Genomic DNA, 19931 nt, shown 5'->3' on the forward strand with positions numbered 1-19931 from the left:
CGTGACCACGCCAGATGCCACCGCCCGGCCCCAGGCTCCCACCGGGCTGACCCGCGCCCAGGTGGAGGAGCGCGTGCGGTGGGGCCAGACCAATGCCTACCAGGAGAAGACCTCCCGCAGCGCCGCGCAGATCCTGCGGGCCAATGTCCTGACCATCTTCAACGGCATCCTGGGCTGCGCCCTCGTGCTCGTCCTGCTCGTCGGGCACTGGCCGGACGCCCTGTTCGGCTTCGTGCTGCTGCTCAACACCGCCACGGGCACCCTTGCCGAGATCCGCGCCAAGAGGGCCCTGGACCGCCTGGCCGTCCTGGAGGCGCCCCACGCCGTCGTCCTGCGCGAGGGCCGGGAGCAGGAGGTGGGCCTGGCCCGGGTGGTCCTCGACGACGTCGTGCGCCTGAGCGCGGGCCACCAGGTCCCCGCCGACGGCGAGCTGCTGTCCACCGACGGCCTGGAGATCGACGAGTCCATCCTCACCGGGGAGTCCCGGCCGGTGCGGCCCGCCCCCGGGGACCGGGTGCTGTCGGGCACCACCGTGACCGCCGGCACCGGCCTGTTCCGCACCACCGCCGTCGGCGCCCAGGCCTACGCCCACCGCCTGGCCCGCGAGGCCCGCAAGTACTCCCTGGTGGTCAGCGAGCTCCAGGCCGGCACCAACCGGGTCCTGCACTGGATCGCCTGGGTCATCGTCCCGGTGGCCCTGCTGCTGGTGTGGTCCCAGATGCGCCAGGCCGGCGGCGTGGCCCATGCGGCCGAGACCGGCGCCTGGCGCGTGGCCCTGGTGGCCGGGATCGCCGGCGTCGTGGGCATGGTGCCCCAGGGCCTGGTGCTGCTGACCTCGGTCAACTTCGCCACGGCGGCCCTGGGCCTGGCGCGCAGCCACGTCCTGGTCCAGGAGCTGCCCGCCGTCGAGGTCCTGGCCCGCGTGGACACCCTGTGCCTGGACAAGACCGGGACCCTGACCACCGGCCGCATCCGCCTGGGCGACGTCCTGGCGCCCCACGGGCCCAGTGCCGACGCCTCCAGTGCCGACCCGTCCAGCGACGGACCACTGGATGACGAGGCCATCGACGCCCTGGCGGTGCTCAGCGGGGGCCCTGACCCCAACCCCACCGCCCAGGCCATCGCCGAGGGCCTGGCCGGGCTTCCGCGGCCGCCGCGCGCCGAGGGCGGAGCTGCTGCCGCCGTGCCCTTCTCCTCGCGCCGCAAGTGGTCGGCCGTGCGCTACCGGGAGCGCACCTGGGTGCTGGGCGCCCCCGAGATCGTCCTGGGCGCCCAGGGCTCCGGCGGCGGGGATGCCGTGCTGGAGCGGGTCGAGGCGCTGGCCTCCCAGGGCGCGAGGGTCCTGGCCCTGGCCGTGTCCGACCACCCCTGGCAGGAGGGGGGCGAGCAGGACGAGCCCGCTCTGCCTCCCCGGCTCCAGGCCGCCGCGCTGGTCACCCTCGTGGAGGAGGTGCGGACCGATGCTCCGCGCACCCTGGCCTACTTCCGTGACCAGGGCGTCCAGGCCAAGGTCATCTCGGGGGACAACCCGACCACCGTGGCCGCCGTGGCCCGACGGGCCGGCGTGCGCGCCCCCGACGGGGGGCCGCTGGTGGCACTCGACGGGCGCGAGCTGCCCGCGCAGGCGGACACTCCCGAGCAGCTCCAGCGCCTCGCCCAGGCCCTGGAGGGCGCCAGTGTCCTGGGGCGGGTCACCCCCGAGCAGAAGCGGGCCCTCGTGCGGGCCCTGCGCGCCAGTGGGCACGTGGTGGCCATGACCGGCGACGGCGTCAACGACGCCCTGGCCCTCAAGGACGCCGACCTGGGCATCGCCATGGGCAACGGCGCCCCCGCCACGAAGGCCGTGGCACGACTGGTCCTGCTCACCGGGGAGTTCGCCTCCCTGCCGGGCGTCGTCGCCCAGGGCAGGAGGGTGATGGCCAACACCGAGCGCATCGCCTCCCTGTTCCTGGCCAAGACCGTCTACGCCTCGCTCATCGCCGTCGTCGTGGCCGCCACCGCCATCTCCTACCCCTTCCTGCCGCGCCAGCTGACCATCGTCTCCTCCCTGACCATCGGCATCCCCGCCTTCATTCTGGCCCTGGCCCCCTCCAGTCGGCGCTACCGGCCCGGCTTCCTGCCCCGGGTGCTCAGCCTGGCGGTCCCGGCAGGCGCCGTGGCGGCCGTGGCGACCCTGGTGGCGCAGAACTGGCTGGCCGCCACCGGCGCACCGCCGCAGCAGGCCACCACCGCGGCCACCCTGGTGCTGGTGGCCTCGGGCCTGTGGCTGCTGACCCTCACGGCCCGGCCCCTGCTGGGCTGGAGGCTCGGCCTGGTCCTGACCATGGCGGGAGCCGCCGTCCTGGGGGTCCTCATCCCGGCCGTGCGCGGCTTCTTCCGCCTGGCCTGGCCCACGCCCGGGACCTGGTGGGTGATCCTCATCGTCGCGGCAGCCGCCGTCGGCGGCATCGAGATCGTCCACCTGGTGCGCCGGCGCATGACGGCCCGCGACGGGGCCTGAGAGGGGCAGGGGGAGCGTGTTCGTGGCGCGTTTCTGCCCGTGACGAGGAGTGCCCCTAGGTGTACTTCCCTGGGAGGTTGTGAACGTCGGGGGTGAGGCGGAGGCCTCCGGCAGGATGTGGGCTACTCACTGCTCGCACGTTCCTTCCAGGAGGCCTCCATGACCCACGCTAACGCTCCTTTGACTCCCACGGGCCGATGGCGCCTGGCCAGATGCGTGGTCGACGAGGGGTGGGCGCTGCGCCGGGCGGCCGAGCGATTCCAGGTCTGCCCCGCCACCGCCAAGCGGTGGGCCGACCGTTACAGGGCCGGCCAGCCCATGGAGGACCGCTCCAGCCGGCCCCGCCGCAGCCCCTCGCGCCTGCCCAGGCGCACAGAGCGGCGGATCATCGCCCTGAGGGTCACCCGCCGTTGGGGGCCGCACAGGATCGCCTATCACCTGCGCCTGGCCCGCTCGACGGTCGGGCGGGTCCTGGAGCGCTACCGCATGCCCCCGCTGTCCCACCTCGACCAGGCCACCGGGCTGCCCGCGCGCCGCCGGGCCCCGATCAGATACGAGAAGGAACTGCCCGGCGAGCTGGTCCACGTGGACGTCAAGAAGCTCGGCCGCATCCCCGACGGGGGCGGGTGGCGCGCCCACGGGCGCGGCTCGCAGCAGGACAAGGCCGCCGGGCGCGAGCGCGACCGCGCTGCCCGGGGCGGGGCCAGCCCGTCTCGCGGCTACCGCTACCTGCACCACGCCGTCGACGACTGCTCCAGGATGGCCTACTCCGAGATCCTCGACGACGAGCGCAAGGAGACCGCGGCCGGGTTCTGGAAGCGCGCCAGCGCGTTCTTCGCCTCCCAGGGCATCACCGTGCGCGCGGTGATGACCGACAACGGCGCCTGCTACCGCTCGCGCGCCTTCGCCCAGGCCCTGGGAGAGGGCGTCAAGCACAAGCGGACCCGCCCCTATCGGCCCCAGACCAACGGCAAGGTCGAGCGGTTCAACGGACCCTGGCCGCCGAGTGGGCCTACGCGCGCGCCTACACCAGCGAGGCCGAGCGCGAGAACGCCTACGGCCAGTAGCTCCACCACTACAATAACGACCGGCCCCACACCGGCATCGCAGGCCAAACCCCCTCACAACGCGTTCACAACCTCACGAGGAAGAACACCTAGGCCTTGGTCGCCAGGACGTGCAGCCAGCCCCTGCGGGGGTGGTGGTCCGCCTCGACCTGCGTGAAGCCCGCGGCCTGGACGAGGTCGGCGAGCTCCTCGCCGTCGGGCACGGTCATGCCCAGGCGCTGCGCCCAGGAGCCGGCCATGCGGCGGTCGGCGAACTCATTGGCGATGAGGAGGCGCCCGCCGGGACGCAGAACCCGGTGGATCTCGGCCAGGCCGGCGGGCAGGTCCGGCCAGAAGTAGATGGTCTCGAAGGCGGTGACGACGTCGAAGAAGGCGTCAGGGAAGGGGATCGCCTGCGCCGATCCCTCCACGGCCCGCAGGCGCCCGGAGCGGGCGGCTGCCCTGTTGACCCGGAGGGTCGTGGCCACGGCGTCGGGGGAGTGGTCCACCCCGGCGACCTCCCGCCGGGTCAGCCGCAGGATGCGGGAGATGGCCTTGCCGCCGCCGCAGCCGATGTCGAGCACCCGGTCCGCATCCCGGATCCCGGCGGCCTGCAGGCCCCAGGTGTGGAGGTGGCGATGGCCGTGGTTCATGCCGCGCAGTAGGAGGCGGCCCACCAGCGAGGAGGGGTGGGAGAACTGCGACTCGGTGGTGGGCCCGGGGTGCTCAGCGGTGCTGGGGGTCATGACCACATGGTCCGCGCCGTCGTGATGCGGGACAAGGGGCGTCAGAAAAACGGTGCGCTACTGGGCGGGGGCCAGCACCCCGATGACCGGGTTCCACTCCCGGGCGATGCGCTCGGCGATGAGGCCCCGCTGCTGGAAGGGGTCGGCCTCCAGCAGGGCCAGAGCGTCGGCCTCATCCTCAGCGCGCACCACGATGAGGGCGTCATGGGTGCCCACGTAGGGTCCTGCCGCCAGCAGCCGGCCCTCCTGGGCCAGGCCCGCGTTGAAGGCGCGGTGGGAGGGGCGCACCTGGGCCATCTCCTCATCACGGTCGGTGACGTAGTGGTACTCCACGGCATAGATCCTGCTCATGGGCCCAGCCTACGCGCAGGGCCGGGTGCAGGGGCCGCGGCGGGCGCCCACCCACCACGGATGAGATGTGTCGAACACATGTACACAGGTGTTCAGGCCCTAGACTCTCACCTCGTGAACGACTCTCTCATCGTCCGTGGAGCCCGCGAGCACAACCTCAAGGGCGTGGACCTCGACCTGCCCCGCGACAGGATGATCGTCTTCACCGGACTGTCCGGCTCGGGAAAATCCTCCCTGGCCTTCGACACCATCTTCGCCGAGGGGCAGCGCCGCTACGTGGAGTCACTGTCCTCCTACGCCCGCCAGTTCCTGGGGCAGATGGACAAGCCCGACGTCGAGCTCATCGAGGGGCTGAGCCCCGCGGTGTCCATCGATCAGAAGTCCACCTCGCGCAACCCTCGCTCCACGGTGGGCACCGTCACCGAGGTCTACGACTACCTGCGCCTGCTCTACGCCCGGGCGGGTATCCAGCACTGCCCCACCTGCGACGCCGTCATCTCCTCCCAGACCCCCCAGCAGATCGTCGACCAGGTGCGGGCCATGCCCGAGGGGACCCGCTTCCAGGTGCTGGCCCCGGTGGTGCGCGGGCGCAAGGGGGAGTACCTCGAGCTCTTCGATGAGCTGCGGGGGCGCGGCTTCAACCGGGTGCGGGTCGACGGCCAGGCGCGCCGCCTGGATGAGCAGATCACGCTCAACAAGCGCCTCAAGCACGACATCGAGGTCATCGTCGACCGCCTCGTCGTGCGCGAGGGCATGCGCCAGCGACTGACCGACTCGGTGGAGACCGCCCTGGCCCTGGCCGAGGGGCTGGTCATCATCGAGCAGGTCGACCTGCCCCAGGACGACCCCTCCCGCGAGCACCGCTACTCCGAGAAGCGCGCCTGCCCCAATGAGCACCCCCTTCAGCTCGACGAGATCGAGCCGCGCACCTTCTCCTTCAACGCCCCCTACGGGGCCTGCCCGGTGTGCACGGGCATCGGCACCCGCCTGGAGGTCGATCCCGAGCTCGTCGTCCCCGATGAGGAGCTGACCCTGGCCCAGGGCGCCATCGCCCCGTGGTCCGGGCACCAGAAGTACTTCACCCGCCAGCTCGCCGCCCTGGGCGAGGAGCTGTCCTTCGACGTCGACACCCCCTGGCGGGCCCTGCCCGCCCGCGCCAAGGAGGCGATCCTGCGGGGCAAGGACTACGAGGTCAAGGTCAAGTACCGCAACCGCTGGGGGCGCGAGCGCGTCTACTCCTCGGGATTCGAGGGCGTCCTGGACTACGTCATGCGCAAGCATGACGAGACCGAGTCGGAGTGGTCCCGGGAGCGCTACCAGGGCTACATGCGCCAGGTCCCCTGCCCCGCCTGCCAGGGTTCCCGGCTCAAGCCCGAGGTGCTGGCCGTGCGGGTGGGGGAGCGCTCCATTGCCGAGCTGTGCGAGATGCCCATCAGCGAGGCCCGCGACTTCCTGGCCGGGCTGAGTCTGAGCGGCCAGGCCCGCCAGATCGCCGGCAGCGTGCTGGCCGAGATCGGCGCGCGCCTGGGATTCCTGGTCGACGTCGGCCTGGACTACCTCAGCCTGGCCCGCGGCGCCGCCACCCTCTCGGGCGGGGAGGCCCAGCGCATCCGCCTGGCCACCCAGATCGGCTCGGGCCTGGTGGGCGTGCTCTACGTGCTCGACGAGCCCAGTATCGGCCTGCACCAGCGGGACAACGAGCGCCTCATCGCCACCCTGGCCCGCCTGCGGGACCTGGGCAACACCCTCATCGTCGTCGAGCACGACGAGGACACCATCCGCGCCTCGGACTGGATCGTCGACATCGGGCCGGGCGCCGGCGAGCTGGGCGGACGGGTCGTCCACTCCGGCACCCTGGAGGGCCTGCTCCAGGCCCCCGACTCCATGACGGGCGACTACCTGGCCGGGCGCCGGCGCATCGAGGTGCCCGCCACGCGCCGCAAGCGCGAGAAGGGGCGGGAGGTCACCGTCGTCGGCGCGCGGGAGAACAACCTCAAGGACGTCACCGTCTCCTTCCCGCTGGGAGTCTTCACCACCGTCACCGGGGTGTCGGGCTCGGGCAAGTCCTCCCTGGTCAACTCGATCCTCTACCAGGTCCTGGCCAACCGGCTCAACCGCTCCCGCGGCGTCCCCGGGCGGCACCGGACCGTGCGCGGGGTGGAGAACCTCGACAAGGTCGTCCACGTCGACCAGTCGCCCATCGGGCGCACCCCCCGCTCCAACCCGGCCACCTACACCGGGGTGTGGGACCACGTGCGCAAGATCTTCGCCGCCGTGCCCGAGTCCAAGGTGCGCGGCTACGGCCCCGGGCGCTTCTCCTTCAACGTCAAGGGCGGGCGCTGCGAGGCCTGCAAGGGCGATGGCACGCTGAAGATCGAGATGAACTTCCTGCCCGATGTCTACGTGCCCTGCGAGACCTGCCACGGTGCCCGCTACAACCGGGAGACCCTGGAGATCCGCTACAAGGACAGGACTGTGGCCGACGTGCTGGACATGACCATCCACCAGGCCGCCGAGTTCTTCTCCGCCTCCTCGGTCATCTCACGCCACCTGGGCACCCTGGTGGAGGTGGGCCTGGGCTACGTCCGCCTGGGGCAGTCGGCCACCACGCTGTCCGGCGGAGAGGCCCAGCGCGTCAAGCTCGCCACCGAGCTCCAGCGCCGGGCCACCGGCCGGACCATCTACGTCCTGGACGAGCCGACGACGGGACTGCACTTCGAGGACATCCGCAAGCTGCTCGGTGTGCTCCAGGGCCTGGTGGACAAGGGCAACTCCGTGGTGGTCATCGAGCACAACCTCGATGTCATCGCCAACTCCGACTGGGTCATCGACATGGGCCCCGAGGGGGGCAGGGGCGGGGGCACCGTGGTGGCCGCCGGCACCCCGGAGAGGATCGCCTCCGTGGCCGAGTCCTACACGGGCCGCTTCCTGGCCCCGATCCTCAGCCGGGGCTGAGGGAGGCCCGTGCCGGCAGGGCCCGCGATCACTGCGGGCTGGAGGGGTCCGGGGAGCTGGAGGGGCGCTGGGAGGCCTGCTCCTCGGCGGCCGCCCGGTTGTAGGCCAGGGATAGCGCGAAGCAGACCAGGCCCGCCACCGCCAGGGCCAGGACCCGCATGATCGAGTTGTGCGAGCCCAGGTCCACGGCGGCGAGCTTGAGCACCGCGATGAGGACCAGGCCCAGGCCGTAGTGGCGCAGCACCGTGGCGCGCAGCCGGAAGCCCAGGATGATGCACACGGCCCCGGTCAGCAGGATGAGGATGGTCATGAGCACCGATTCCACGCTGCTGCCGCTGAGGATGAGCGCCGAGCTCCACAGGGTCAGGGAGCTGAGCAGGGCACTGGCCAGGGTGGCGTCCGTGGCGCCGAACCAGGCCCACACGAAGCGGTTGGCCAGGACCGCCAGAGCGGCCGCCACCGCGATGAGCGGCATCCGCCAGAGCAGGGAGTCCACGAGCACCGTCGCGGCCGACAGCATGGTCAGGACGCCCAGGGCTCCCAGCACCCAGCCCAGCCAGGCGTGGGGCGGGGCCTGCGTGGGCGCGGCGGGAAGGGCCTGGGGGAACTGCCCCGCCAGGCGCAGTGCGAGCAGGCGGTGCACCGTGGCCTGCGGATGGGCCAGCCCCAGCCACAGCAGGGCCGCCAGCATGACGCCGAAGATCAGCGTGGGCAGGACCGAATCCGTGCTCTGGGGCAGGAGGCGGCCGACCAGCGAGGGCAGGACGAGTGCCGCAGAGGCGGCCATGATCCACACGCTGATCCGCAGCGGCGGTGGGATGGTGGGGGCCGTGCCGGGCGCCTGCGGGGTATGCTCCCACCCCGGGGCGCTCTCAAGGACCGCGGTCAGGGTATGGATGGCCACGAGCGCGGCGATGAGGCCCACGACCTCCAGGGGGCGGCGCGTGGTCAGCAGGAGCGGCAGGCCCGCCAGTGCGCTGAGCGCCAAGAGCGGTGAGGTGAAGCGCTCGCGCAGCACCGGCACGCAGGCCAGCGCGACCACCAGGACCACCGGCAGCGCCAGGGCGGGCGTCGCAAATGCGGCGAGGATGCCCAGGAGAAGGGTCGTGACCAGGTGCACCGGGGCGCATGGGCGGCGCCAGCCCGCGGGCCCCGGGTCGAGCATGAGCGTGGAGACCGCTGCCAGCAGGCACAGGGCGAGGCCACTGGTCAGGGCGGTGAGCAACTCGGCCTGGGGCGTGGCGCTGAGGAGGTGGACCAGACGCAGGAGGCTGAAGCCCAGGACGATCCCCGCGACGGCCCAGTCGGCGCCCGCTGCGCCGCGGTACCCGGCGCTCCACAGCAGCCGGCTGGAGTCGAGCTGCTGGAGGAGCAGGGCGGCGCCGGTCAGGACCGTGAGCGCGATCGCCCCCAGGGAGGAGGCCTCCACCAGGACGGCGGCCGGGGTCATGAGCAGGGTCGCGCCCAGGACGACCAGGGAGGTCACGGGGTACCAGGCGGCCGGGCGCATGGGGCGCCCGCGCCGCGCCAGGATCGAGGTGATCGCTGCCAGGACGACGGCGTAGCAGCAGGCCAGGGCCCAGGTGCCCAGGTGGGGCTCGGGAGCCCACCAGGTCCGCCAGGAGGCGAAGCCGATGGTCACCAGGGCCCCGATGGTCGAGACCACCGCGGTGAAGACCTGGCCGGTCAGGCGCGAGAGGATGAGCAGGGCCGCGCCCCAGGCGGCCATGAGCGTGAAGGCCGCGCCCATGGGCAGGACGGCCAGGAGGGCCGCGCCGATGATGGACACGAAGCCCAGGGCGCCGCCGGTGCCGGTCATCGTCGCGGCGGCCACGCGCAGGTGCGGGCGGGAGCCGGCCAGCCGGGTGCCCCCGGCCACCAGGGACAGGCCGAGCAGCCCCAGGGCGCCGACCTTGACCCCATCGGGGATCGAGTCCCACACCAGGGCGATGAGGCTGACCGCCGCCAGCACCACCAGCAGCGCCGCCGCCGCGGAGAGCAGGTAGCGGCCGAGATTGCCCTCGCTGCGCATGGCCGCGGGCAGGAGCGGTGCGCTGGCCGCGGGCCGGGCCGGCGGCGTGGGCTGGAGTGGTGGCGTGGGCCCGGCGGCTGCCGGCGGCACCGTGATGTACCCGTAGGGCCTGGGGCCCTGTGCGGCGGGGGCCTGAGCGCCCTGGTCCCGCAGCCCCGGCGGCTGGGGCACCGCGGGTGGCGAGTCCGGTGGGACCTCGGGCGCCGCGCCCGGTTCGCCCTCGGACTGCTCGGGCTCCGGGCCCTTGACCTGCTCTGGCTCGGACGGCGCGGCCCAGCCCTGGGCGGCGTCCTCCTGCGCGGCGAGGCCCTTGGCGGCTGAGTCCTGGGCGGATGGATCCTGGGAGGCGGGCGACGGGATCGTGGCGGCCGGAGCGGTGGACGCAGGCGGGGTGGAGGGTGCGGGGCGCTGGGCCACCCGGCGGGCGATCCAGTCGAGCTTGCGCTCCATGAGGTCGAGCCGGGCGATGATCTCCGATGAGCGGTCACCGGGGCCGTATGGGGCGGGCATGTGGGACTCCCAGAAAGGCGGGCAACGTGGGAACAGCAACTATCATCAACCATGACCGTTGAGGCCGCAACGGCTACAAAGACTCAGGAAACCGTTCCAATAAGTGACATGCATCATAGTACTCAAAAACGAACGAAGTCGAACAGGATAGGACATGCGGGGGTGTCGTCGGATACCCTCATGCCATGAGCGAGAACGGACTGTCCCGGGCCCAGGCGAAGATGCGTGAGGCGGGTGTCGCCGCCGAGGCGATCGATGTCTTCAGCCACTACTACCGTGCGCTGGAGGAGGGGGCCACAGGCCTCATCCCCGAGGACACCATCGAGCCGCTGACCTCCATCGACTCCATCGAGGATGTCCAGGTCGACCAGGACGCGGCGCGCGAGGCCCTGGGGCGCACCGTCCTGATCAAGCTCAACGGCGGCCTGGGCACCTCGATGGGGATGGACCGGGCCAAGTCGCTCCTGCCGGTGCGCGAGGGTCGGAGCTTCCTGGACCTCCTGGTCGCACAGGTGCGCGCCGCGCGCGAGGCCCACGGGGTGAGCCTGCCGCTGATCTTCATGAACTCCTTCCGCACCCGGCGCGACACCCTGGAGGCGCTGGCCGCCTACCCGGACCTGGCGGTCCCGGGCCTGCCCCTGGACTTCCTGCAGAACCAGGAGCCCAAGCTGCGCCAGGACGACCTCAGCCCGGTGGAGTGGCCGGCGGATCCCGAGCTGGAGTGGTGCCCGCCGGGCCACGGGGACATCTACACCGCGCTCATGGCCTCGGGGGTGCTCGATGCGCTGATCGAGCAGGGCTACCGCTATGCGATGACCTCCAACTCCGACAACCTCGGTGCGGCCCCCTCGGCCAGGATCGCCGGCTGGTTCGCGGCCTCGGGGGCCCCGTACGCCGCCGAGATGTGCCGGCGCACGCCCGCGGATGTCAAGGGCGGCCACCTGGCCGTGCGCACCCGCGATGGCCGGATCATCCTGCGCGACACCGCCCAGACGCCCGCCGAGGAGATGCACTACTTCACCGACCAGTTCCGCCACCCCTTCTTCCACACCAACAACCTGTGGTTCGACCTCCGGGTCCTGCGCGAGACCCTCGTTGAGCGCCGAGGAATCCTGGGCCTGCCCCTGATCAAGAACACCAAGACCGTCGATCCCGCCGATCCGGACTCCACGCCGGTGGTGCAGATCGAAACGGCTATGGGTGCCGCCGTCGAGGCCTTCGAGGGCGCCACGGCCATCGAGGTGCCGCGCAGCCGCTTCCTGCCGGTCAAGACCACCAACGACCTGCTGCTGCTGCGCTCGGATGCCTACGAGCTCGACGACGCCGGGCTGCTGACCCAGGTGGCCCGGCCCGCCTGCACGGTGAGCCTGGACAGCCGCTTCTACAAGACGATCAAGGACTTCGAGGCCCGCTTCCCCCACGGCGCCCCCTCGCTGCGGGAGGCCGTCTCCTTCAGCGTCGCGGGGGACTGGACCTTCGGCGAGGGCGTGGTGGCCACCGGGCAGGCGGCGGTCGCCGAGGCCGGGTCGCCGGGCCGCGTGGCCGACGGCGCCCGGATCTGAGCGCGCCCGAGCGGCCGGCGCGGGAGGCCTTTGCCACCGGTGATCCGCGCACCGCTCAGGCGGCGTCACTCAGGCCGGGCCGCCGGCGCCCTCAGTGAGGCTCGGGCTGTCCACCGCCAGGTTCTCCACGGTCAGCGAGGCGCCCTCGTCCTGCGGGGGAGTGGCCAGGCCCCAGACCTGGCGGTAGAAGCTGAGCTCGGCCTCGTAGTGCCGGCGGATGTTGGCCGCCATGCGGAAGCCGTGGCCCTCGCCGTGGAAGACCTCCAGGGCCACCGGCGCGCCCTTGGCCCGGATGGCCTCGTACATGAGGGTGGCCTGCTCGGCCGGGACGATGGGGTCCTCCGAGCCCTGGACCAGCAGCAGGGGCGTGGTGATGGAGTCCACGTGCGTGATGGGGCTGCGCTCGATGAGCACCGGGTCCTGGGGGTCCTGGGTGCCGATGAGCTGGCCGATGTAGTGCGACTCGAACTTGTGGGTGGTGGCCCGCAGTCGGGTCAGGTCCGCGATGCCGAAGCAGGAGGCCGCCGCGGAGAAGACCTCGGTGCGGGTGATGGCCGACAGCACCGTGAAGCCGCCGGCCGAGGACCCGCGGATGGCCATGCGCCGCGGATCGACCAGCCCGCGCTCGGCCAGGAAGCGCGCCCCGCTGATGCAGTCCTCGACGTCGTGGATGCCCCAGTTGCCCTCCAGGGCCCTGCGGTAGCCGGTGCCGTAGCCCATCGAGCCGCGGTAGTTGACGTCCAGGTAGGCGAAGCCGCGGCTGGTCCAGTACTGGATGCGCAGGTCGTAGCCGGGTGCCGCGGTGGCCGTGGGGCCGCCGTGGACATTGACGATCAGTGGGGGCAGCTCGCCCTCGGGCCCGGTGTGGTGGGCCGAGGTCGGCGGGTAGTAGAAGCCGTGGGCGGTGGCGCCGTCGGTGCTCGTCCACGAGACCGGGTCGGGGAAGGACACGCCGATGGCCTCGGGCTCGAACTCGCCCGAGCCGCGCAGCACCTGGACCTGGCCGTTCCTGACCTCCACGATGCAGGGCATGGCCAGCTCATTGGAGGCCAGCATGACCACCCGGCCCGCCGAGCAGGCCACATTGCCGATGGGCTGCCAGCCCACGTTCCACTCCTCCAGCTCGCCGTTGGATAGCCTGATGGTGCCCAGGTGCCAGATCGCGTTGCGGGCCCAGGAGGCGATGAGGTGCTCGCCGTCCAGGACGTCGAAGGAGTGCGGCCCCAGCTGCCAGGCCGGGCAGGTGAAGGTGGCCTGGGCCGGGTGCAGGGCGCGGGTGCGCAGCTGCGCGGCCCACCCCTCCCGGTTGGTGCCGCGGCGCGGGAAGCCCTCGGTGCGGTAGAGGTTCCAGAACCCCGAGGAGTTCGAGCCGTGGACGAGCTCGCACTCCTCGGTCCAGCGCGGCTCGGCCACCGAGTGGCCCGACCCGCCGTCGAGCACCACCTGCTCGCCGATGGTTCCGTCGGGCAGCAGGTCGCCCACGTGCAGGGCGGCGTTGTCCCAGGGCATGCCCGGGTGGTCCCAGGTGATCCAGGCCAGGTGCTCGCCATCGGGGGAGATCGTGGGGGAGGTGACGAAGTCGGTGCCGCTGACGACGGTGCGCACGGCCTCGTCGTCGCGCGCCCCCGAGCCGTCCAGGGGGATGGCCACCAGGGAGTTGACGGGCTCGCCCGGGCCCCGGTGGTCCTCGCGCACGGCGTAGACCAGGCCCCGGGCCGTATCGATCTCCAGGTCCCCGTGGCGCACGTCCCCGTAGATCGTCAGCGGCACCAGGCCGCGCATGCGATGGGCGACGTCGTAGCGGTACAGGCGCCCGTCCCCGGCATGGGAGACCACGATGATCCCCCCGTCCACCGCGTAGGCCCGGCCCCCGTACTCGTGGACGCGGGTGCGCGCATCGACCAGCTCATCAGCCGGGGTCAGGGGCAGGACCTCGCCGATCTGCCCGTCGCCGTCGCGGCGCAGCAGGACATTGCGGCCGGCCTGGGAGGCGCGCTGCTCCACCCAGTAGGTGTCCGGGCCGTCGACCCGCACCTGGGACAGGCGCACCGTCCTGGTGGTGATCGTCCCCGGAGTGATGGGCGAGGGCCAGGTGCCGAAGGGGGCGGTGGTGCTCATGGTTCCTCCTGGGAGGCGCGGATCCCGGCGGGGACCGCTCCCAGGATCCCAGGAGCGGGCCGGCCGGCGCGCCGGGACGGCGGGCTGGTGGGGCGGTGGGACCGGTCCGTCCCGACCAAGGCACACCCTAACGTCCTTGCCGTGAGCAATGTGACACCCACTCGACATCCGGTCCTGCCCTTATGCTGTGGAGCAGAAGGGCCATCCCCGGCGGCCGGGCCGTATAGCCCGCCCTGCTGGGCGATCTGGACCATGCCGAGAGATGCCGAGAGATAGAAGAGGACCCCGGTGCCACCAGCCCCACACCCCGGCCGGCGCGCCGGACGCCGCCCTGCATCCTCATCAGACCTCCTGGGCTCAGTGCGCAGCCCGGCGGACCTCAAGCGACTGACCAGCGAGGAGCTGGTGGCCCTGGCGGAGCAGATCCGCCACTACCTCGTCCACTGCGTGTCGCGCACCGGCGGCCACCTGGGCCCCAACCTCGGCGTGGTCGAGCTCACCCTCGCCCTGCACCGGACCTTCGAGTCCCCGCGCGACACCATCGTCTTCGACACCGGGCACCAGGCCTACGTCCACAAGATGCTCACCGGCCGCCAGGACTTCAGCCGCCTGCGCGAGCGCGGCGGGCTGTCGGGCTACCCCGCCCGCAGCGAGTCCGTGCACGACGTGGTGGAGAACTCCCACGCCTCCACGGCCCTGTCCTGGGCCGATGGCATCGCCCGGGCCAATGCCCTGCTGGGCCACGGCGACCGCCACGTGGTGGCCGTCATCGGCGACGGCGCCATGACCGGGGGCATGGCCTGGGAGGCCCTGGACAACATCGCCGTGAGCGAGGACAAGCGCCTGGTCATCGTGGTCAACGACAACGGGCGCTCCTACGCCCCCACCATCGGGGGACTGGCCCACCACCTCGACGCCCTGCGCACCAACCCCGGCTATGAGCGGATGCTCTCCGGGGTCAAGCGCACCCTCCTGGCCCAGGGCGCCCCCGGCCGCGCCGCCTTCGACGCCCTGCACGGGCTCAAGCGGGGGCTCAAGGACGTCCTGGTGCCCTCGGCCTTCTTCGAGGACCTGGGCATCAAGTACACCGGCCCGGTCGACGGGCACGACATCACCGCCCTGGAATTCGCCCTGACCCGGGCCCGGGAGTACTCCCAGCCGGTCATCGTCCACGTCATCACCGCCAAGGGCCGCGGCTACACGCCCGCCGAGGAGCACAACGGCGACCGCTTCCACGCCGTGGGCCGCATCCACCCCGAGACCGGCCTGCCGGTGGTCGCCGAGCGCTTCGGGTGGACCTCGGTCTTCGCCGAGGAGATCGTCTCCCTGGCCCGCGCCGATGAGCGCATCGTGGCCATCACCGCCGCCATGCAGGCCCCCGTGGGCCTCCAGCCCCTGGCCGAGGCCATGCCCGAGCGGGTCGTGGATGTGGGCATCGCCGAGCAGCACGCCCTGACCGCCTCGGCCGGCATGGCCTTCGCGGGCCTGCACCCGGTGGTCGCCCTCTACGCCACCTTCCTCAACCGGGCCTTCGACCAGGTGCTCATGGATGTGGCCCTCCACCGCGCCGGGGTCACGATCGTCCTGGACCGCGCGGGCCTGACCGGCACCGACGGCGCCAGCCACAACGGCATGTGGGACATGGCGGTCCTGGCCCATGTGCCGGGCCTGCGCCTGGCCGCCCCCCGCGACGAGGCCACGCTGCGCCGGGCCCTCCAGGTGGCCGTGGGGGTCGAGGACCGCCCCACGGTGGTGCGCTACCCCAAGGGGGCGCTGCCCGAGCCGGTGGAGGCCCTGAGGGTCCTGCCGGCCGCGGAGGGCCCCGCGGGCGACCCCGACCCCTTCGAGCGCGTCGACGTCCTGTGGGAGGAGCCGCAGGGGACGGCGGAGCTGGTCATCGTCGCCGTCGGCCCCATGACCGGGGCGGCCCTGGAGGCCGCCGGGGAGCTGAGCCGCCAGGGCACCGGCGTCATGGTCCTCCACCCCCACTGGGTCATCCCCATCCCCGCAGCACTCACCCGGGCCGCCGCCGCGGCCGGCGCCGTGGTCGTCATCGAGGACGGCCTGGTCGACGGCGGGATCGGCTCCCAGCTGCGCGACGCCCTGGAGGACTCCCGGGACGAGCAGGGGGAGCACCCCGCCGCCACGGCCGTTCCGGTGGTGCGGCGCCTGGGGGTGCCCCGGGCCTTCCTGGAGACCGCCTCGCGCGAGCAGCTGCTGGCCGACTTCGGCATGGATGCTCCGGGGATCGTCCGCGCCGCCCGCAGCGCCCTGGAGGCCGCCCGCCGCCGGCAGTAGAGGCGGTGGAACGGCTGCGGGCGCCGCGCCAGGGCCGGCGCCTCGTGCGTCGTGCGCACCTATGGATCCGATCGGATCCGCCGCCGGGATCCACCGCGGGGTGGAGTGGGACTTTTGGGCATGATGGCGGGGATGGGGGCGGTGGCGGCACCTGTCGCATCCCGGCGACAGGCCCGGCCGGGTGGGACGGCCGTCCCATGGCCGGATCGGCCCGGCGCACCCCGAGCAAGTCGGCCCCATCTGGGCAGGAGCAGTTTTCCACGGGTCTCACCGGAGATCACGTGTCGGGACCAACGTCCCCAATGCTGTGGATGGGTGGGCCCCTTGTGAGTGACGACACCGGCATGTCCGGGACCCCTGGCCCATACGCCGGGGCACTGGGCATAGGCTGGTCTCGACGGCGTGTCAGGGCGCCGCCTCGCCTCACAAGGGCGATCGCAACCGGGCGGCGTGGGGCCGCCGACGCTAGGAGGGCCAAGGATGACCACCGAGGTCACTGCAACTGCCACGACCACCAGCAGAGAAGATGCCTGGGAGGGCTTCGTCACCGGTCCCTGGGCGCAGGGCACCGACGTCCGCGACTTCATTCAGCGCAACTACCGCCCCTACGACGGCGATGCCTCCTTCCTCGCCGGGGCCACGGACAAGACCCTGCGGCTGTGGGACACCCTGGAGAAGGACTACCTGGCCGAGGAGCGCAAGGTTCGCATCCTCGATGTCGACACCCACACCCCGGCCGATATCGACGCCTTCAAGCCCGGTTACATCAGCCAGGACGACGATGTCATCGTGGGACTGCAGACCGATGCGCCGCTCAAGCGCGCCATGATGCCCAACGGCGGCTGGCGCATGGTGGAGACCGCCATCAAGGAGGCCGGCAAGGAGGTCGACCCCGAGGTCAAGAAGATCTTCACCCAGTACCGCAAGACCCACAACGACGCCGTCTTCGACATCTACACCCCGCGCATCCGTGCGGCCCGCTCCTCCCACATCATCACCGGCCTGCCCGACGCCTACGGCCGCGGCCGCATCATCGGGGACTACCGCCGGGTGGCCCTCTACGGCGTGGACAGGCTCATCGAGCTCAAGCAGATCGCCAAGGACGAGGTGGCCGACAAGCCCTTCTCCGAGCACTGGGCCCGCTACCGCGAGGAGCACTCCGAGCAGATCAAGGCGCTCAAGAAGCTCAAGGTCATGGCCGCCTCCTACGGCTACGACATCTCCGGTCCCGCCCGCACTGCCCACGAGGCCGTCCAGTGGACCTACTTCGCCTACCTGGCCTCGGTGAAGTCCCAGGACGGCGCCGCCATGAGCATTGGGCGCCTGTCGGCCTTCCTGGACATCTACTTCGAGCGGGACCTGGCGGCCGGCCTCATTGATGAGACGCGCGCCCAGGAGCTCATCGACCACATGGTCATCAAGCTGCGCATCACCCGCTTCCTGCGCACCATCGACTACGACCAGATCTTCTCCGGAGACCCCTACTGGGCCACCTGGTCCGATGCGGGATTCTCCGAGGACGGCCGCTCGCAGGTCACCAAGACCTCCTTCCGCCTGCTGCAGACCCTGCGCAACCTGGGCCCCGCCCCGGAGCCCAACATCACCATCTTCTGGGACGAGCGGCTCCCGCAGGGCTACAAGGAGTTCTGCGCCCTGATCTCCATCACCACCTCCTCCATCCAGTACGAGGCCGATGAGCAGATCCGCGAGCACTGGGGCGACGACGCCGCGATCGCCTGCTGCGTGTCCCCCATGAAGGTGGGCAAGCAGATGCAGTTCTTCGGCGCCCGCGTCAACTCCGCCAAGGCGCTGCTCTACGCCATCAACGGCGGGCGCGACGAGATGACCGGCAAGCAGGTCGTCACCGGGCTGCCCGGCATCGAGGGCGACGCCCCGCTGGACTTCGACGAGGTCTGGGACAAGTACGAGAAGATGCTCGACTGGGTGGTGGCCACCTACGTCGAGGCCCTCAACATCATCCACTACTGCCACGACCGCTACGCCTACGAGTCCATCGAGATGGCCCTGCACGACTCCGAGATCATCCGCACCATGGGCTGCGGCATCGCGGGGCTCTCGATCGTGGCCGACTCCCTGAGCGCCATCAAGTACGCCAAGGTCACGCCCGTGCGCGACGAGACCGGCCTGGTGGTGGACTACGTCACCGAGGGCGAGTTCCCCATCTACGGCAACGACGATGACCGCGCCGATGACATCGCCGCCACCGTGGTGCACACGATCATGTCCAAGATCAAGGCCCAGCCCTTCTACCGGGACGCCATCCCCACCCAGTCGGTGCTGACCATCACCTCCAACGTCGTCTACGGCAAGGCCACCGGCAACTTCCCCTCGGGCCACCGCAAGGGCACGCCCTTCTCCCCGGGCGCCAACCCCGAGAACGGCATGGACACCCACGGCATGGTCGCCTCCATGCTCTCGGTGGGCAAGCTGGACTACAACGACGCGCTGGACGGCATCTCGCTGACCAACACCATCACCCCCCAGGGGCTGGGCCGCACCGAGGAGGAGCGGGTGGCCAACCTCGTGGGCATCCTCGACGCCGGATTCGTCCCCGAGGACTGCGCCGACATCTGAGCCGCCCGGGCGGCTGACCCAACACGACACCGATAGAACCCATCTCACGAAAGGGGCCGATCATGGCCACATACGAAGAGCGCCTCGCCTCCATGAAGGCGCAGCGCCAGAACAACGGCGGCGTCAAGGGCCTCTACCACGCCAACATCAACGTCCTGGACCGCAACACCCTCGAGGACGCGATGGAGAACCCCGAGAAGTACCCCAACCTCACGGTGCGCGTCTCGGGCTACGCCGTCAACTTCGTCAAGCTCACCCGGGAGCAGCAGCTCGACGTCCTCGACCGCACCTTCCACTCCCAGGCCTGAGCCCGGAGTATCAGCAGCGGTCGCCCATGTCTGAGACGACGACGGCCGCGCAGGCGGGCGGCCGGGACCAGGACTTCCTGGCTCCGGCCGCCCGCCTGCGCGGCGCGGGCATCGGAGGGCTCGAGGAGCTCACCGACCTCGAGCGCTCCGAGCGCCTGGAGCGGATGCGCAGTGGCGAGCTCGGCTCGATCCACTCCTGGGAGCTGGTCACCGCCGTTGACGGCCCGGGCACCCGGATGACCGTCTTCCTCAACGGCTGCCCTCTGCGCTGCCAGTACTGCCACAATCCCGACACCTTCCTCATGAAGGACGGCGAGCCGGTGGAGGCCGCCGAGCTGCTGCGCCGCATGCGCCGCTACAGGGGCGTCTTCCGCGCCTCCAAGGGCGGCATCACCCTGTCGGGGGGAGAGGTCCTCATGCAGCCGGCCTTCGCCGGCCGGCTCCTGTCGGGGGCCAAGGCGATGGGCATCCACACCTGCATCGACACCTCCGGCTTCCTGGGGGCCAACGCCAGCGACGAGATGCTGGACAACATCGACCTGGTGCTTCTGGATGTCAAGAGCGGGGACGAGGAGACCTACAAGCGGGTGACCGGGCGGTCCCTGGCCCCCACGATCGCCTTCGGCGACCGCCTGGCCGCCAGGGGCATCGAGATCTGGGCCCGCTTCGTCCTGGTCCCGGGCCTGACCGACGACCCCGGCAATGTCGAGAGGGTCGCCCGCATCATCGAGCGCTGGGACACCGTCTCGCGCGTCGAGGTCCTGCCCTTCCACCAGATGGGCACCGACAAGTGGGACAGCCTGGGGCTGACCTACACCCTGCGCGAGACCCGGCCCCCCGAGCCCGAGCTCGTGGAGTCCACGCGCGCCATCCTCCGCTCCCACGGCTTCACCGTGCACTGAGCCGGGCG

11 protein-coding genes and 1 pseudogene are annotated in these 19931 nt (G+C 71.7%); 8 read left to right on the forward strand and 4 right to left on the reverse strand.

The window, feature by feature from the left end:
- The first annotated feature begins 1 nt into the window (after window position 1).
- Window positions 2–2500 carry an HAD-IC family P-type ATPase gene (locus tag MANAM107_RS11480; RefSeq protein ID WP_223908564.1) on the forward strand — a complete coding sequence of 833 codons (2499 nt, stop codon included), beginning with the start codon at window positions 2–4 and terminating at the stop codon, window positions 2498–2500.
- Window positions 2501–2659: 159 nt separating this feature from the next.
- Window positions 2660–3660: pseudogene (locus MANAM107_RS11485) on the forward strand (IS481 family transposase).
- Here MANAM107_RS11485 and MANAM107_RS11490 read toward each other — a convergent pair.
- Together MANAM107_RS11490 and MANAM107_RS11495 are read right to left on the reverse strand one after the other, a co-directional pair.
- Complete coding sequence (locus MANAM107_RS11490; protein WP_223908571.1) at window positions 3657–4292, reverse strand: class I SAM-dependent methyltransferase; 636 nt, start codon at window positions 4290–4292, stop codon at window positions 3657–3659. The pseudogene MANAM107_RS11485 and the gene MANAM107_RS11490 overlap by 4 nt on opposite strands.
- A gap of 57 nt (window positions 4293–4349) precedes the next feature.
- The gene (locus MANAM107_RS11495; protein ID WP_223908573.1) at window positions 4350–4643 is read right to left on the reverse strand and encodes a YciI family protein; all 294 of its coding nucleotides are present in this window, start codon (window positions 4641–4643) and stop codon (window positions 4350–4352) included.
- Window positions 4644–4757: 114 nt separating this feature from the next.
- Between MANAM107_RS11495 and uvrA the strand changes: the two genes are divergently transcribed.
- Window positions 4758–7598: an excinuclease ABC subunit UvrA gene (gene uvrA, locus MANAM107_RS11500; RefSeq protein WP_223908575.1), complete on the forward strand. Its 2841-nt coding sequence runs from the start codon at window positions 4758–4760 to the stop codon at window positions 7596–7598.
- A 28-nt stretch (window positions 7599–7626) separates the two neighbouring features.
- Here the strand turns inward: uvrA and MANAM107_RS11505 are convergent, their stop codons facing one another.
- Window positions 7627–10140, reverse strand: a complete 2514-nt coding sequence (locus tag MANAM107_RS11505; protein WP_223908578.1) for a DUF2339 domain-containing protein — start codon at window positions 10138–10140, stop codon at window positions 7627–7629.
- A gap of 185 nt (window positions 10141–10325) precedes the next feature.
- Here MANAM107_RS11505 and MANAM107_RS11510 point away from each other — a divergent pair, with 185 nt between their 5' ends.
- Window positions 10326–11702, forward strand: coding sequence for a UTP--glucose-1-phosphate uridylyltransferase (locus tag MANAM107_RS11510; RefSeq protein WP_223908580.1), 1377 nt, complete (start codon window positions 10326–10328; stop codon window positions 11700–11702).
- A 69-nt stretch (window positions 11703–11771) separates the two neighbouring features.
- Here MANAM107_RS11510 and MANAM107_RS11515 read toward each other — a convergent pair whose 3' ends face one another.
- Window positions 11772–13820 (reverse strand): alpha/beta hydrolase family protein, encoded by a 2049-nt coding sequence (locus MANAM107_RS11515; RefSeq protein ID WP_223908582.1) that lies wholly within the window; start codon window positions 13818–13820, stop codon window positions 11772–11774.
- Between the two features lie 360 nt (window positions 13821–14180).
- On the opposite strand from MANAM107_RS11515, the gene dxs reads away from it, so the two are divergent.
- The 4 genes from dxs to pflA all read left to right on the forward strand — a co-directional run bounded on the left by dxs (window position 14181) and on the right by pflA (window position 19923).
- Window positions 14181–16118, forward strand: coding sequence for a 1-deoxy-D-xylulose-5-phosphate synthase (dxs, locus tag MANAM107_RS11520; RefSeq protein WP_263421900.1), 1938 nt, complete (start codon window positions 14181–14183; stop codon window positions 16116–16118).
- 480 nt (window positions 16119–16598) lie between these two features.
- Window positions 16599–18713 (forward strand): pyruvate formate lyase family protein, encoded by a 2115-nt coding sequence (locus tag MANAM107_RS11525; RefSeq protein ID WP_223908597.1) that lies wholly within the window; start codon window positions 16599–16601, stop codon window positions 18711–18713.
- Window positions 18714–18775: 62 nt separating this feature from the next.
- Window positions 18776–19021 carry an autonomous glycyl radical cofactor GrcA2 gene (gene grcA2, locus MANAM107_RS11530; protein WP_179899365.1) on the forward strand — a complete coding sequence of 82 codons (246 nt, stop codon included), beginning with the start codon at window positions 18776–18778 and terminating at the stop codon, window positions 19019–19021.
- A gap of 26 nt (window positions 19022–19047) precedes the next feature.
- Window positions 19048–19923, forward strand: a complete 876-nt coding sequence (gene pflA / locus MANAM107_RS11535) for a pyruvate formate-lyase-activating protein (protein ID WP_179899364.1) — start codon at window positions 19048–19050, stop codon at window positions 19921–19923.
- Window positions 19924–19931: the final 8 nt, after the last annotated feature.

The organism is Actinomyces capricornis (assembly GCF_019974135.1).
In the GTDB taxonomy this organism is placed as follows: Bacteria; Actinomycetota; Actinomycetes; order Actinomycetales; family Actinomycetaceae; genus Actinomyces; species Actinomyces capricornis.